The organism is Pantoea sp. VS1, assembly GCF_002207995.1.
Taxonomy (GTDB): domain Bacteria; phylum Pseudomonadota; class Gammaproteobacteria; order Enterobacterales; family Enterobacteriaceae; genus Pantoea; species Pantoea dispersa.
On record NZ_NHZE01000005.1, the window covers coordinates 63,898 to 79,278 of the forward strand.

General features: G+C 54.4%; 15 protein-coding genes and 1 pseudogene. 15 read left to right on the forward strand and 1 reads right to left on the reverse strand.

Annotation, left to right across the window (positions count from 1 at the left end; all coding sequences use genetic code 11):
• The first annotated feature begins 45 nt into the window (after positions 1–45).
• The 7 genes and pseudogenes from CBW22_RS02595 (at position 46) to CBW22_RS02625 (ending at position 6,383) form a co-directional block, all read left to right on the forward strand.
• On the forward strand, positions 46–897 hold the full coding sequence (locus CBW22_RS02595; RefSeq protein WP_088515944.1) for a plasmid transfer protein: 852 nt from the start codon (positions 46–48) through the stop codon (positions 895–897).
• 17 nt (positions 898–914) lie between these two features.
• Complete coding sequence (locus tag CBW22_RS02600) at positions 915–1,628, forward strand: TIGR03759 family integrating conjugative element protein (RefSeq protein ID WP_088516078.1); 714 nt, start codon at positions 915–917, stop codon at positions 1,626–1,628.
• The gene (locus CBW22_RS02605) at positions 1,607–2,218 is read left to right on the forward strand and encodes a transglycosylase SLT domain-containing protein (RefSeq protein WP_088515945.1); all 612 of its coding nucleotides are present in this window, start codon (positions 1,607–1,609) and stop codon (positions 2,216–2,218) included. The genes CBW22_RS02600 and CBW22_RS02605 overlap by 22 nt, the downstream gene beginning before the upstream one ends.
• Positions 2,215–2,742 carry an integrating conjugative element protein gene (locus tag CBW22_RS02610; protein ID WP_088515946.1) on the forward strand — a complete coding sequence of 176 codons (528 nt, stop codon included), beginning with the start codon at positions 2,215–2,217 and terminating at the stop codon, positions 2,740–2,742. The genes CBW22_RS02605 and CBW22_RS02610 overlap by 4 nt, the downstream gene beginning before the upstream one ends.
• Positions 2,742–3,329 (forward strand): annotated as a pseudogene (locus CBW22_RS02615) (restriction endonuclease); the annotation flags it as partial. The gene CBW22_RS02610 and the pseudogene CBW22_RS02615, both read left to right, overlap by 1 nt.
• Before the next feature lie 194 nt (positions 3,330–3,523).
• A complete protein-coding gene (gene traD / locus CBW22_RS02620) occupies positions 3,524–5,635 on the forward strand; it encodes a type IV conjugative transfer system coupling protein TraD (protein ID WP_088515948.1) in 2,112 nt (703 codons plus the stop codon).
• Complete coding sequence (locus CBW22_RS02625; RefSeq protein ID WP_088515949.1) at positions 5,622–6,383, forward strand: TIGR03747 family integrating conjugative element membrane protein; 762 nt, start codon at positions 5,622–5,624, stop codon at positions 6,381–6,383. The genes traD and CBW22_RS02625 overlap by 14 nt, the downstream gene beginning before the upstream one ends.
• A 380-nt stretch (positions 6,384–6,763) precedes the next feature.
• On the opposite strand, the gene CBW22_RS02630 is transcribed toward CBW22_RS02625, so the two are convergent.
• A complete protein-coding gene (locus CBW22_RS02630; RefSeq protein ID WP_088515950.1) occupies positions 6,764–8,731 on the reverse strand; it encodes a hypothetical protein in 1,968 nt (655 codons plus the stop codon).
• A gap of 322 nt (positions 8,732–9,053) precedes the next feature.
• Here CBW22_RS02630 and CBW22_RS02635 point away from each other — a divergent pair, with 322 nt between their 5' ends.
• From CBW22_RS02635 to CBW22_RS02670, 8 genes are all read left to right on the forward strand, one after another.
• Positions 9,054–10,571 (forward strand): recombinase family protein, encoded by a 1,518-nt coding sequence (locus CBW22_RS02635; protein WP_088515951.1) that lies wholly within the window; start codon positions 9,054–9,056, stop codon positions 10,569–10,571.
• Positions 10,572–11,002: 431 nt separating this feature from the next.
• Positions 11,003–11,320 (forward strand): integrative conjugative element protein, RAQPRD family, encoded by a 318-nt coding sequence (locus CBW22_RS02640; RefSeq protein WP_088515952.1) that lies wholly within the window; start codon positions 11,003–11,005, stop codon positions 11,318–11,320.
• Positions 11,311–11,556, forward strand: a complete 246-nt coding sequence (locus tag CBW22_RS02645; RefSeq protein WP_088515953.1) for a TIGR03758 family integrating conjugative element protein — start codon at positions 11,311–11,313, stop codon at positions 11,554–11,556. The genes CBW22_RS02640 and CBW22_RS02645 overlap by 10 nt, the downstream gene beginning before the upstream one ends.
• A gap of 12 nt (positions 11,557–11,568) precedes the next feature.
• A complete protein-coding gene (locus tag CBW22_RS02650) occupies positions 11,569–11,931 on the forward strand; it encodes a TIGR03745 family integrating conjugative element membrane protein (RefSeq protein WP_088515954.1) in 363 nt (120 codons plus the stop codon).
• A gap of 9 nt (positions 11,932–11,940) precedes the next feature.
• Positions 11,941–12,315 (forward strand): TIGR03750 family conjugal transfer protein, encoded by a 375-nt coding sequence (locus CBW22_RS02655; RefSeq protein ID WP_088515955.1) that lies wholly within the window; start codon positions 11,941–11,943, stop codon positions 12,313–12,315.
• Positions 12,312–12,956: a PFL_4703 family integrating conjugative element protein gene (locus CBW22_RS02660; protein WP_058770099.1), complete on the forward strand. Its 645-nt coding sequence runs from the start codon at positions 12,312–12,314 to the stop codon at positions 12,954–12,956. The genes CBW22_RS02655 and CBW22_RS02660 overlap by 4 nt, the downstream gene beginning before the upstream one ends.
• A gap of 11 nt (positions 12,957–12,967) precedes the next feature.
• Complete coding sequence (locus tag CBW22_RS02665) at positions 12,968–13,861, forward strand: TIGR03749 family integrating conjugative element protein (RefSeq protein WP_254919463.1); 894 nt, start codon at positions 12,968–12,970, stop codon at positions 13,859–13,861.
• The gene (locus tag CBW22_RS02670; protein ID WP_088515957.1) at positions 13,861–15,381 is read left to right on the forward strand and encodes a TIGR03752 family integrating conjugative element protein; all 1,521 of its coding nucleotides are present in this window, start codon (positions 13,861–13,863) and stop codon (positions 15,379–15,381) included. The genes CBW22_RS02665 and CBW22_RS02670 overlap by 1 nt, the downstream gene beginning before the upstream one ends.

Genomic DNA, 15,381 nt, shown 5'->3' on the forward strand with positions numbered 1-15,381 from the left:
TGCACCTTATGGCCGTTCTGCTGTGCAGCCATAAGGAAACCCTGTATGTCACTCAGCCATGCCTCGCCCGAGGAACTGCTCCCTGACGCTCCTGAACATCAGGCCGGAGCGTTAGAGGCGCAGCCCGCCGCGGCGGATAAGCCCCGAATCCGGCCTCCGTTTAACCACCGAAAAATCATCAAAGGTGGCAGCATCGTTTTGCTTACTGTCAGTCTGACGGGTTCCCTGATCGCGCTGGTTGTCATGGGGCGTCAGGTATCAGACCTGACTATACGCGTTAACACACTCGATGCGGCGTTTCGCAGCGGCCAGATTGGTCAGCTTGCCTCCAATGTCTCATCGATGGAAGCGCGCCTGAAAACACTTGAGCATCAGACAGCCGCCTTAGCCTCACTCCCCGTGAAACTGCAGTCGGCCGGTGATGAACAGGCCAGCCTGAAAAACGCAGTCAGTCAGCTGCAGGACGCCGGCAGTAGTAACGGCCAGGTGGTTGCTCAGCTGCAGACGCGCTTAAGTTCTCTTGAGCACGATGTTCAGCAGTCATCCTCCGCACTGAGTGAGCTCAACCGCCAGCTGGCGCAGAAAGCGGCTGAGCCTGAGAAGAGCCGGACTGCCATCAAAGCAGCTAAAACCCCCGCGGCGACTCCTGCAAAAAAGATTAACCGGTCAGCCAGGCGCACGGTGACGCTGGCTGCACCGTTTGTGCTGACCGGCATTGAACGCCGTGGCGGGCAGACCTTCGCCGTTGTCATTCCGCGCGGTGCTTCACAGATATCCGCCATGCGCCTGCTTTCACCAGGTGATTCCCTGCTGAGCTGGACACTCCGGTCAACAGAGGGAAGTAGCACCGCGCTCTTTACGGTTAACGGCAGCGAGCAACGGCTGCATGTTGAATGAACGGAGATAGATCTGTGATTAAAAAAAGCTTACCTGCCGTGCTGATTCTGATGTCATTTCTCTCAGATGCGGCAACGGTTCAGACGCCGACAGCGCAGAGCAGCGTATCCCCGCTGCAGGAGTCCTCATCGGGCACGCTGAGTTCTCAGCAGCAGGCGCAGCAGTGGGGACTTTCTGACAGCGACTGGAGCCGTTATCAGACGCTCATGCGAGGCGAGCGCGGCATTATGTCTCCCGGTCTCGATCCTCTTACTGCTCTGGGCGTGGAAACCAGCAACAGCGCTGAGCGTCGTCGTCTGGCCGAGCTCTGGGTCAGGCATGAATATCAGCGAACTGAAAAAGAACTGGCCTTCCAGCGCGAGATCAATGCCGCCTGGCTCCGCCTGTATCCCGAGACGCTGGCCGTAAATATGGGCAGCAATGCTGCAGGGATAGCACACGATACGCAGGGACGGCTTGCACTGTTTGTTAAAGAGAACTGCTCCCGCTGCGATGCGCGTCTTGCGGCTGTTCTTGCAGACGATCGCCCGGTTGATATTTATCTGGTCGGCGGAAACAGCGATGAGGCCATCCGCGCCTGGGCTATCCGGCATAACATTCCGGTGGAAAAGGTTCGCAGTCGCCAGATAACACTTAACCACGACGGCGGCCTGTGGCTGCGTTACGGACAGGGGCAGATGCCTGTGATTCTGCAGCAGGGGGAAAACGGATGGCAGCTCGCCGCGTTCTGATGGTTGCATCTGGTCTGCTGCTGGCATCGGCAGCTCACAGTGCGCCGGCACTCCAGGTCATTCCGGATGCTTACCGTGAAATTGCTGCAGCCGAGCGGGTACCTGCTGAATCGCTGTACTCGCTCGCTATGGCTGAAAGTACGCGCAGTACCGCATGGGGAGCAAAGCCGTGGCCCTGGACCATCAACGTGGCAGGCAGGGGATATCACTATGATACCCGGGAGGAAGCTTTCACGGCGTTGCTCGGATTCATGCAGCGCTGGCCACTGAAAAATATCGATGTCGGGCTGGCGCAGGTGAATCTGGGATGGAATGGCCATTTCTTTGCCACCTATCGTGATGCATTTGACCCTTATACCAATCTTCGCGCTGCTGCCCGTATTCTGCGGGCCTGTTATGACGCCCGTCCCGGAAGCTGGCTGCAGGCTGCAGGTTGCTACCATCATCCTGCGGGCGGGCGGCACGCCGCAACCTATATGGCGATAGTGCGCCGAAAGCTCAGCCAGATTGCGCCAGCCGATATGCCCTCCCGAAGTGAGCAGCCTGTCACCCTTGCCCGTTCAACACTTACCTGGATTGAACCTCAATGAAAATTCAAATCCGTAATATCCTGCCTGTGACGCTCCTCCCTGTCATGCTGATGGCAACCTTCAGTGCGTTTGCAGCGCTCACCGTTGTCGGGGATCTTGGCGGTGAAAGTACCGCACCTTTCTTCGACGCAATTAACGCGGCTCCTGCGGGCGATCCGGCAGCAACAGCGCTTCCTCCGCCTCCTGTGTCGCTATCCATTTCCGATATGCTGCCCGTCAGCACACCAGAAATGTCCCCAGGCACCGTGACTGCCAGACCAGTAAACCTGCCGGGGATGCCACCGGTATTTGTGCTGGGTGACGATCCCTCATCCCGCAGATGGCTACAGCATAATGCCGCTGAGCTAATGCGTATGCAGGCAACCGGCATGATTATCAACGTGCAGGATGAAAGCGGCCTGAAATCGCTGCGTCAGATAACCCCGGCGGTTGAAATGGTGCCTGTCAGCGGCGGAGATCTGGCCCGCCGGCTGGCGCTGACACATTATCCGGCGCTGATCACCGCAACAGGAATTTCACAGTGATGCCGGCAACCCTTTTCCCGGAGCTGTTCAGCCAGCATCGCGGGCTGGTTGTCCTGTTAATCGCTTTTGCGACTGCACTGGGCCTTCTGTTATCAACGCGCCGTTCTGTCACCCAGCGCCGTCATCGTCGCTATCAGAAACAGGCTGCCCGGGCGCTGCTTCGCCTGTCCCGGCTGCGCGACGAGCCGGCGCGGATAAGCTGGCTTCGCAAGATGAATCCGTATGTGTTTGAAGAGATGTTACTGACAGCGCTGTCACGGCAGGGGCTGCGTATACAGCGCAATGCCCGTTACAGCGGTGATGGGGGGGCCGATGGGACCGTCTGGATCAATGGTCGCCGCTTTCTGATTCAGGCCAAGCGGTACAGTGCAACCATCAGTGCGGCACACGTTTCTGCATTCGGGTTGCTGACAGAGCGCGAACGCTGCTCTGGTCTGTTTATTCATACCGGCCGGACAGGTGAGGTGAGCCGGGATGCCTTACGACATTACAGCGGCATCACCCTCATCAGTGGCCAGCGGCTACTGTGGCTGCTGTCCGGTGACCGGCGCTGGATGGACTACCTGAACACCCAGTCACATTGTCAGGCCCCGCGACAACCCCCCCAGAAAAACACGCTTCTTCCACAACTGTTCATGATTAAGAGGGAGATAACAATGTCTGGTTTTATGGCGAGTAACAATGACAACCTGCTGCAAAGCGCGGCAGAGGTTGACCGCAAAATGAATGCTGCAGCAAAGCTTACCGGCTCTTCTGGCTGGCAGACCAGCAGGGAGTTTTCATGAGCGATCGTTATGTCATGGAGTCCCTGCTGCGCCCGGCGGTAGAGCTCTATTCCGCTACGGTTGCGGCCAGTGCGACCTGCATATGCCTGACCGCCCCCTGGGCGGTGGCACTCGCGCCTTCCGTAAGCTGGATTACGGCTGCCGGCTTCGGCGTCATTGCCCTGAAGCGGACCCGTCAGGGCATGAAAATTTTGCGCTACCGGCAGAATATCCGTCGTCTCCCCCGTTACGTGCTGACCAGCGATCAGATCCCGGTCAGCCGGCGCCATCTTTTTCTGGGCAAAGGGTTCCAGTGGTCGGCACGTCATACCCAGCGACTGATGGAGGCGCGTCGTCCTGAATGCGAAATCTACGTGCAGCCCTCCGTGCTCTACCGCATGGCACGCGAAATGGAAAAAAGGATGGAATACAGCCTCCCCTGGCTGTGCCGACTGACCCGTGCAGATACGGCGCTAAACCCTTTTCGACCATTGCCGCCGGTCGGCGGCAGCCCGATTTATCACGGCGTCGAGCCTGATGAGACGACGGTGACCTACGATCTCGGCGAACGCGTCGGACATATGCTCGTTATTGGCACCACCCGCGTGGGCAAGACCCGTCTGGCGGAGTTGCTCATCACCCAGGATATCCGACGTAAAAACGCCGCCGGCGACCATGAGGTGGTCATCGTGTTTGACCCCAAAGGGGACGCTGACCTGCTGCGCCGGATGTATGCGGAGTCGCACCGCGCGGGTCGTCAGGATAATTTCTGGGTCTTTCATCTTGGCTGGCCCGATATCAGCGCACGGTACAACGCCGTCGGACGCTTCAGCCGTATTTCGGAGGTGGCGTCACGCGTGGCTGGACAGCTCTCCGGTGAAGGTAATTCCGCCGCATTCCGGGAGTTTGCCTGGCGCTTCGTCAATATCATCACGCGCGCGCTGGTCGCCCTCGGTCAGCGACCGGATTACGGCCTCATTCTCCGCTATGTCACCAATATCGGTGAGCTGTATGAAACCTACGTGGATAACCTGCTGAGTGAAAAGGCGCCGCAATTGCTGAATACCGCAGAAGCTATGATGCAGAGCGGGATCAGCGATAAGGACCTGCCGCGTCATCTTCAGGGCAGGCCTAACGGCGCGAAAATTTGGGTATCGGAGCAGGTACTGGGCAGCCCGGAGGGGAAAAAGCTCTGGGACCCGGTGCTTGATGGTCTGCGCAGCGCAGTCCAGTACGATCGCACCTACTTCGATAAAATTGTGGCCTCCCTGTTGCCGCTGCTGGAGAAACTTACCACCGGTAAAACGGCTGCGCTTCTCGCGCCCGATTACACCGACCTTGACGATCCGCGCCCGATTCTGGACTGGCACAATATTATCAAGTCACGCGGCGTGGTGTATGTCGGCCTCGATGCGCTCTCTGATCCGGTGGTGGCCGCGGCCGTTGGCAACAGCATGTTTGCCGATCTGGTCTCTGAGGGCGGTCACATCTACAAGTTCGGTCTTGGCGATGAGGAGGAAGGAAAATCCGCAAAGGTGGCCATCAACCTGCACTGCGATGAGTTCAACGAGCTGATGGGGGATGAATTCATTCCCCTCATCAACAAAGGGGGCGGCGCCGGGTTTCAGGTGACCGCGTACACCCAGACCCTGTCCGATATCGAGGCGCGGATCGGCAGCACGGCTAAAGCGAATCAGGTGGTGGGGAACTTCAACACGCTGGTCATGCTCCGCGTGCGTGAGAAGAACACCGCCTTGCTGCTCACCGATCAGCTCCCTGAAGTGGACGTTTACCAGAAAACACTGACTTCCGGCTTCACGGATGTTTCCCGTCCCGGGGAAGGAACAGACTTTAACAGCAACGTTAATGACCAGGTGAGTCTGGTAAAAGTCCCGATGATAAGCCCTGCAGATATCATCAATCTGCCAAAGGGGCAGGCCTTTGCGTTACTTGAAGGGGGGCGGTTGTGGAAAGTTCGCATGCCGCTGCCGGCAGATAATGACGATCCACATATGCCAGCCAGTCTGAAGCAACTGGCTGACAATATGGAAAAAAACTACCACACCGGTGAAACATGGTGGACGGGTGGTGACATGCCGTTGGCAGGAGGTCCGGATGTCCCAGCATGATGGTGACAGCAGACAACGAAGCGCCCCTTCGCGCCAGCGGCAGTCAGGACCGATTGGGCTGCTTCTGTGGGATTTTCCTGTGGGACTTATCGGCGTGCTGCTCGGATCACTGCTCGTCAGCCTGCTGATTGAATATGCCTGTATCGCGCTGTTGTGGCCGGAGGAAGGCGCCGCCCACAGCTACCGGGTGATGGTGGCTGAAAGTCACTGGCTGTCGGAGGGGTATACACGCAGCCTGCTGATGGCTTCACCGGTTGAGACGGTCAGCCGCTGGGTGCATGTAGCGTGGCAGTGGCTGTTCGTGGACAGCGGATTCAGCGGCTGGCTGCAGTCATTTAAAGCCCTGAGCGAAAAAGGCAGCGGGCTTATTCCGGCGCTAAATGGGCTCGGTGCTTCACTGGTGAGTTGGCTGGGTGTGTACCTTCAGGCGACAGTCTGGGTCACGTTGATTTTCTTCATCCGGGTCATGATCCTTTTTCTCAGCCTGCCGCTGTTTGCGCTGGTTGTCATCATGGGCGTGGTGGACGGTCTGGTCAGGCGTGATTTACGGCGATACGGCGCCGGCTATGAATCAAGCTTTGTCTATCATCACGCCAAACGCTTTATTAAACCCGCTCTGTATGGTCCCTGCATGCTCTACCTGGCATGGCCCATGGCGGTGTGGCCAAATCTGTTGTTACTGCCTTCAGCACTGCTGGTTGGTGGCGTGCTGGCCGTGGTAACGGGGTCATTCAAGAAATACCTCTGAAGATACCGCGTGTTGTACCATTTTCGGGATGCTCCCCGGGGGCCCGCAGCTGGTGCGGGCTTTTTTTATGCTAATTAAATGGCATGAGAGATAGATACTCCCTTGGGCACTGTAATTTTTTTGTCGGGTTGATGATACTGATTGAGGAAGGCATCTGACTCAATTTTTCAAACCGGCGCGTGATTATGATTTTTGGTCAGCGCGTTATGATAGGGCCCGGCAAGTTAACCCTCCGGGCTGAGCAGGCTAAGTCAACATTTCTGAGCACCACCTGCGGCGGTTAAGGGCCAAAAGCGGACATTTCTCATACCTTATACCTTATAATTACAAACAATGCGGATTAGTTGGAACTTATTATCTTCCTATATATATAGTTAAAGTTAACCAAAAAAGGACAAAAACCATCTTTCCATTCTTGATTTTAGAAACTTGTGGCAAACTGCTAAATCTATACCTGTAACATTACTTATTAACCCAAACAATAAGGTAATAATCAAGGTAATACCGACTAAACTACCTTTAAATAAATCGTTTTTGAGAAAAGCAGGTTGCATCTCATCAGGAATACCTTTTACAGCGGCCAGACAAAGAGCAAAAACAAGCAAACCGCTGAAGAACCAAGCTATTACCCCAGCCAAAAAGGCACTCAACTTACGTATTTTTCGCTCTAGCAATTCAATTCTTACCTGAGCAGCATGATGCTCCTGAGTAATGGTCTGAATTTGCGTGGTTGCTTCTTGACGTACAGTCTCAATTTCTGAGCGACTGCGCCCTTCAAGTTCTGCTATATCACTTTGATGTTTTTCCTCATGTTTTCTCCTAATCGTGTTAACAACGTCGAAAACATCTTCCTCGGAAAAGTCTTCTCCCACGTCGACAGATACATCATGGACAAGTCGGAGAAGATCACTATCCCAGCGAATTTGTAGAAATTCATCCTGCGTAATATCCCCGCGCTTTTCAAGTTTCTCAAGACGACTAACAAATGCTTCCCAGAAGCGATCATCGGTATACAGTAAGCTATATGCTGTTGAAAGAAGCTGCTCTTGAGGCAGTCGAGCATAAATATCTGGCTTTTTAAGCCAAAACATGGCGGTCATCCATTGTTCTGAAACCACAATAGGAATAGCCTGGCGGTTAGCTTCATGGCGGAAAAACTCATTTGCCTCCTTGACTAGACCGGTATTTGGGGTGACAAAAACGCTAAAAGACTGACTGAGATTGTTGATGATTCTACCTTCTCGCATATTGTGTACACGAGAAACACAAACAGTATCGTGCTCGAGATTTTTATCTCGCCGGAAAACCCTACCAATAGCACTTTGAAGTTTTACCTCGTCACATTGATGTATTGCTTTAGGGCTAAAACCGAGTTTAATATCTATACCAAGTTTAGAGATATTACTTTCTAAAAGTTTAAGATCAGTATCAAGGCGTTCTGCGTCATAACCTTGCGCCCTCAACCACTCCAGCGTTTTCGTATTAAAACGATCATATCGTTTTCTAGAAATGTCATTTTTCCAAGCGTAAAGCAGACCTTCTATTTCACTAAGCGTGCGGTCGAAAATAACAACCTCAATATCGAGTGATTTTAAAAGATTCAAAAAGTCTGTATATGCCTCTTTGGCTTGACGCCCGCTGTAACCTAGCATACCTATGACTATAGGAGAGTCAAGGTAGACGGTGATTCCTTTATATGATTTCTTATCTGTGGCTTTATCTGCATAAAATAGGTAATTAGCGAGCAACATTCCTTTAACGCAACGACTAAAGTGCTCAAGAACTCCTGGTTGATTGCGGTGAATATGACTTATAAAAGATGCAATTACATGGTTAGTATTTTTAATGCGGTCAGCCAGTTCCATTCTTTGATAAGCCCTGTGGCTAATCACACTACTGACGTTCACTTCAATAAAATCGGTAATTAGTTTTTCAGCTTCACCGTCAGATAGTTTTTTAGCAAAGTTTACCTCCGTAAAATGGATAAACTCGCGTTTAAGACTTGCAAGCGATGTTTCAACATCCTCTTTTTTATGCTCGAAGCCATTTTTCCATTCGGTAATTTTATCGTGAACGGGTATAAAAGCGTAGTTTTCGCGAGTTAGTAGCCCTCTTTTTTTTGCGCGTGTCATCAAGACTTTTACCGCTGCCAATGGAGGCTTAAATCCAAAACTCTGCTTAAGCTTATCCTGAATATCACTCTCATTTATAACAGGCTTGCCGATATCCGATGCAGTCACTGCAATAAACGGTAGAAACAAGTCTATTTCATCGTGTATATCGTCTCGTTTTAGCGTTTCAAGCAAAGCGAGGTGAAGCAGCGGGCTGTTTATTTCAAATTCTGTCATAGTTTTGAACTGACCAAGAGGTTTGAAAAGAAAATCCCATCATCTCCTTTTGTGCATTAATCCGCCACTACCATATGTAGTAGATAATACAATAATTTTAATTTATGTGAACATGTCCTCACCTTGCTCATCGTGGCCGCTCGGGGGTTGTAATGTGGATGCAATTATCTGAAACATAACGGTCGTGCACAGCCAAAAACATGAGCGGCGCGGCAGACTTCCCGGTGCTCAATCGTTACTCTTCCAAGAGTGGCGTAAGTCAAAAATTGCGCACACTACATCCACTTCAGGTCTTTTACTGGCTAACCCCGGTGGTGTTTCTATGAAAAAGGCAATTGCATACCTTCGTTTTTCCTCGCTGCAACAGGCGAAAGGTGACTCAGCCAGACGTCAGAAGAAACTTATCGATGAATGGCTTAGCCATAATCCTGATTATTACCTTGATCCTGTTACCTATGAGGACATGGGGCTAAGCGCCTGGCGGGGACACCACGCCGTACGGGGGGCCTTTGCCGTATTTATGGTGGCGGTCGAGCAGGGTCTGGTCGGGCACGACACGGTACTGCTGATTGAAAGCCTTGACAGGCTGTCACGCGAGAAAATTGGTGAGGCCACTGGTCGTCTGCGGGCGGTGCTTGAAGCCGGCATTGACGTCATCACGCTCAGCGATAATGTACGTTACACCCGTGGTTCGCTGGACGATCCCTTTGCCATTATCAGAGCCATTCTGATTGCCCAGCGGGCGAATGAAGAGAGCGAACTGAAGTCCAGGCGCATGCGCGCCGCCTGGGCGGAAAAGCGGAAGGCAGCTGCTGCGGGGACCATCATGACAACGAAGTGCCCCTACTGGCTTAAGGTTAATGCTGCCCGGGACGGCTTTGACGTGCTGGAAGAACGCGCAGAAGTGATCCGCTCAGTTTTCCGCATGCGTCTTGAGGGCATGTCATTTGTCAGGATCAGCTGCGCGCTGAACGCACAGGGGAAGGAGAATCTGAAGGGAAAGGTATCACAGTGGAACTCTTCATCCATTGAACGACTGGTCAGAAAAAAGGCGGTAATAGGCTATCTCGTGCCGTCACATCAGTGCACCGCGGCAGAGGCAGAGGAGATACCTGGTTATTATCCGCCAATCATTAGCGAAGAGGATTTCGCGCTCGCGCAGTTGATGTACCGGGAACCTGAAAGCCGCAGGGATGGTAATTTTAATCCTTACCTCATCAATATTTTCCGCGGGCTGATGCGGTGCGGCCTCTGCGGCCACGCGGTTATCCTGACCGGTATCTCGATAAAGGGCTACGGCTACTACGTATGTTCAATGCGCCGGCAGAACCGGTGTGAAGCCGTCACGATACGCCGGGACCTGACCGATCGTTATCTGATTAGTGGCTTGGTCCAGGAGGCATCAGCCATGGGTGGGCGCGTTTCAGCTGAAGATACGCTGCGACCGCTGACTGCACGGCATCTGCAGCTCACCGGAAGTCTGCACAACATCATCAGGGCGATTGAAATCGCGTCGGACGTGTCTGAACTCAGTGAGCGGGCAAAGAGCCTGTCCGGGGAGATAAGAAAGCTGGAGAGAGAGATGGCCGGCGTCCGACAGATGAGAGATTGCGTTGCTGTCACGCAGCTGAACCTGCAGGACATCGGCGCTCGCCAGACGTGCCAGCGCACGGCAAGAAGCCTATTCCGGGAGATCAGGATGCATACCGGGGCAAAGACGTGCGACGTATTTCTTAATAATGGCATGAAAATCCATAATTACCCTCTTTACCGCCAGGTTGGATGGTCATCCATCCTTGACGCCATGGCGTTTCTCGGAGAGAAAGAGATATTTCTGTAACGGCGGATCTTGCGGCTGCATCCAAAAATGCCAATCTATAAAAAGAATGATTATGCCACAATGCAAGAATGTAGCGGATGGTACACATTGCTGTTTCCATCTTTGAATCAGGTAGCACTTACTTGTCAATCTCGTAGCCAGTTGTTCGTCCCATAAGCTGACCCGCTTCTCGTTGATTCACACGGGATGCAATTAACAATGTCCGTAGATCGCTCAAAGCAAACTGTTAGTTTAAGTCTGAGCTGGTACATACTCTGAGTGAGCGATGATACGGTCTATATACAAAGTATACAGTTAAGACGTGCACGTTGAGTTGATTCATCACCCTAAGCAATTACACCTAAATTTTCGGCAGTACATAAAGAATTTCCTGCTGTAAGCATCGCTGCTTTGCGTCACTCTCCCGACGACCAGATAACCGGGAGAGCCTCATGCGTCACACCATAAACCTCATTGCCCTGCTGATAGCCACACTTCCCGTCCTGCAGTGTCACGCCTCCGAGAAAGACGAGCTGGCGCTTGTCATGCGTCAGCTGGATCAGGTGCAGGCCGGGCTTGACCGGGCCCGTGTCGCGGCAAACCAGACTCAGGATGCCCGCTTTTATTTCGACTATCTGCAGGCGAAACGCGATATCGCCACCATGAAGCAGGGTATTTCCGCCTACCTGGAACCCTCCCGGGCACAACCCGCGTCCCGGCAGACCGCTGTTACCGGCCAGTATCGTGCTGAGGAACCCGCATGGCGATGAACGGCGCGCAGCTGAACGGGTGGAGCGCCGGCACCGGCAGCGGCCTTACGCCCGGACAACTTAACACTCTCATTCTTGGGGGGCTGGCCGTCGTCATTCTACTGTTCTGCGCCTGGGCGCTGGTTCAGGCCTATCGCGGGATTGCATCCAAATCCGTGACGTTTCGTCAGTTCAATGAACTTGCGGTAAGGCTAATCGTGCTTTACCTGGCAACGCTGTTTCTGTTTTTCCACTAAAAGGACACCTCAATGAAATCCACATTACTCAGGCTTTACCACTCTGCATTCGCACGCGCCGGGCTGTTGCTGACGGGTTTTCTCATCAGTGGTCAGGCGCTTGCTGATCTGCCGCCGGTTGAGCAGCCCACTACCGGCGGTGGCGGTGGCACCTATAACACCATGATGGGGTACGTCAAAATGGGTGGGCTGGCACTCGGGCTGTTGATAAGCGTTGGGGCCTTCCTCGCGGTCGCCCATGCCGTCATTACCTCTTTCCACGACATCCGTAAGGGTAAAGGCTCCTGGACGGAATTCCTGCTTTACGGGGTGGTTGGGATCATTCTCATCCTCGCCGTCATCTATCTGGCCACTAAAGCCTCTGACATTTTGTAAGGAGCCTGCATGGCCGTCATCGACTTCCTTCCTGATCGTCTGAACAATCCGCCCGTGGTGTGGAAAGGCTTCACGTCTGGTGAGTTTCTTCTGGCGGCCATCATTGGCTTCGTCGCCGGCATTCCCCTAGCGGTGCCGCTGGCGCTGGTGCCATTTATCGGCTGGCTGGCATTTCCCACCTGCATGCTGCTTATGCCACTCATTGTCATCTTCCTGGGTGGCGGCTGGATTGCCGGCTATAAACGTGGCAAACCGGAAAATTACATCTGGCAGCGGCTGGAGGAAATCCGCTGCCGGGCCCGCCTTTCACGTTCACTGGTACTCGACAGCCGGGCGTGGGAGATGAAGCGAACCCGGGCCATGCCGCAGAGAGGTGAGCGATGAGCCGGTTTCGTAACGGTATGACCGCGCGTGATAATCACATCATTTCGCTTCGCATCGCCTGTGTGCTGCTGTTCGCCGGCCTGCTGGTCACGGGGATTGGCTGGATGCGCGCGCCTTCCGAACTCACCATCCATAACCCACCCGACCTGCGATCGGGCAGCACGCGAAAATGGTGGGAGGTTCCGCCGTCCACCGTATACAGCTTTGCGTTCTATATCTTTCAGCAGCTGAACTCATGGCCCAAAAATGGTGAGGTGGATTATCCGGCCAAAATTGCCCAGATGAGCCCTTATCTGACGCCGTCCTGCCAGGACTTTCTGAATAAAGACGCAGAGATGCGTAAAAACAGTGATGAACTGCGGGACCGCGTGCGGGTGGTATATGAAATTCCCCGCCGTGGCTACAGCAGTCGCAGCGTCACCATTCTCGATCAGGACAACTGGATCGCACGGCTGGATTTAGTGGCAGACGAGTATTACCACACCGAGTCGGTCAAGCGAGCGCTGGTCCGGTATCCCCTGAAAGTGGTGCGCTGGGAAGGCGATCCAGAGCGCAATCCCTTTGGGCTGGCGCTGGATTGCTATGCGGCTACGCCTCAGCGGCTTGAAGCTGTCACCCTGCCTGAGCCGGAGAAAAAGTGATGGGAAACCGGATGAAAAAGTACTCACTCATTTTTCTCGTCAGCCTGTGTTTTCCCTGGGTGGCGAACGCCGTTGAGCTGATGAAATGGGAGCGTATCCCGCTGCAGGTCCCCCTGACCGTGGGCCAGGAGCGTATCGTTTTTGTGAATAAAAACGTACGCGTTGGCTTTCCGCCCTCGCTCAACAACAAGCTGCGTATACAGAGCAATAGTGGCGTGGTCTATCTCAATGCCAGCGAAGCGTTTCCGGTGACGCGACTTGAGCTGCAGAACAAAGAGAACGGGGAGATTATCCTGCTGGATGTCTCTGCGGCATCCGGTAAAACCACGCGTGAACCCGTGAAAATTGTTTATGACGGTGAAGTGGCCACCGTATCAGCCAGTGACAGGCAGTCCGTCAGCAGCGACGGGGACAGCACCGGGCGTCAGGCGAAGCAATCGGAAGTGGATGCTCCTCAGCAGGATCGTAAGCCCGCTAAACTCAATGCCCCTCTGCCTGTCGTGCTGACCCGCTATGCGGCTCAGAATATGTATGGCCCGCTGCGTACGGTTGAGCCGGTGCCGGGTATCAGTCCGGTTTCACTGAAGCTGCCGTCCGCTGTTACCACACTGATGCCCTCAGAACCCGTCAGCGTTACACCAATGGCAGCATGGAGCCTGCAGGGCAGCAGCGTGGTTGCGCTGCAGGTCCGTAACCGTTCTGCCGGCAAAGTGATTCTCGATCCGCGCGCGCTGGAGGGGCAGTTTATTACGGCCACCTTCCAGCACCGCTGGCTCGGCCGTGCAGGTACGCCTGAGGATACAACGGTTCTTTATCTGGTTACGTCCGGGCGCCCGGAGGGGGCATTCATTGCCGAACCGCCGTCTCAGCAGACTGCTAACAGCCGTAAGCGGAGAGTAAAATAATGAAAGCACCTGCCTCTAATCTCATCGTTAAAATTGCCGTGCCGGTGGTGCTGGCCGGTGCCATTGTCGTCGGCGTGAAATCCTGCTCAGGGGGCGGAAATCATCCGGCGATGACAGGCAACGCAGCCAGTTCTGCGCTGAAAGACCTGTCGCCGGAAGACCTCAAGGCCGCGGGGATCGAGGGTGACACGCCGCAGGACACGCTTCGCACGGTGGTGGGAAATTTCCGCAAAGTTCAGGACCGTCTCGATTCGCTCGCGGACGACAACAAAAAACTCACTGACGAAAATAAAGTCCTGAAAACTACCAACAGCAACGTGGACGCACAGATCAGCCAGGCGGTGAGCAATGCCCGCAATGAGGAAGCGCAGAAACGCCAGCAGCTCAGCGCTCAGGTCACGGATCTCAGCTCACAGGTCAAACGGCTGATGGATCAGCTGCAGAATGGCGGTGCCGGCACGGAATCCGGAAAAAGCAGCAGTCCCGGCAGTGATATTCCGATCGGGCTGGGCTACGAGAGCGGGCTGAACAGCGGCGCTTCCGGCGTATCGTCTTCTTCTGATGGCCTGCAGTGGGTTGAGCCCAGAGACGGGGTATCCGTTGATGCCAGCGGCCGGCCGGTGACCGACAGCAACAGAAACAACGCGACCGGTTTCTCCTTTGCCACTTCGTTTTCCGAGGCGGGTGAAGCAGGAAAACAGGCGGCAGGAAAAGCAACCGTAATGGTTCAGACTCAGCTTACGGATGCGCAGAAGGCGACCGTTCCCGTATTTACGCTTCCGGAAAACTCCACGCTTGTAGGCAGTCAGGCGATGACCGCCTTACTGGGGCGTATTCCCATCGATGGTAAAGTCACTGATCCCTATCCTTTCAAGGTCATGATCGGCAGGGATAACCTGACGGCGAACGGCATCGAGCTTCCCGATGTTCAGGGGGCAATCGTGTCCGGTACCGCTACGGGGGACTGGACGCTGTCGTGCGTGCGCGGGTCAATTACCAGCATCACGTTTGTCTTTACCGACGGCACCGTCAGGACGCTGCCTTCTCCGGATGGCCAGAACAGTGGCGGCAATCAGAACAGCGGCAACGCGAACGGTAATAACAGCAGCATTGGCTGGCTGTCAGACGACAACGGCATTCCCTGCATTTCAGGCACGCGTAAAAGCAACGCCTCAACCTACCTGCCGACCATCACCACACTTGCGGCCGCCGGTGCGGCGGGTGATGCCGTGGCGGAAAATCAAAATACCGGCCAGACCAACGCCTACGGTGGCGTGACTTCAACTCTCACGGGTGATGCCGGTCAGGCCGTGCTGGGCAAGGCGCTTTCCGGCGGCATGCGGGAAACGATCGACTGGGTGAAAGCCCGCTACGGACAAACATTTGACGCCATTTATGTACCGCCGGGTCAGAAGGTGGCGCTGCATATCACGCGACAGCTGACTATCGATTACGAAGAAAAAGGCCGCAGGGTTAAATATGACTTCAGCCTGGCCGGCAATGGCACAGGCATGGACTGA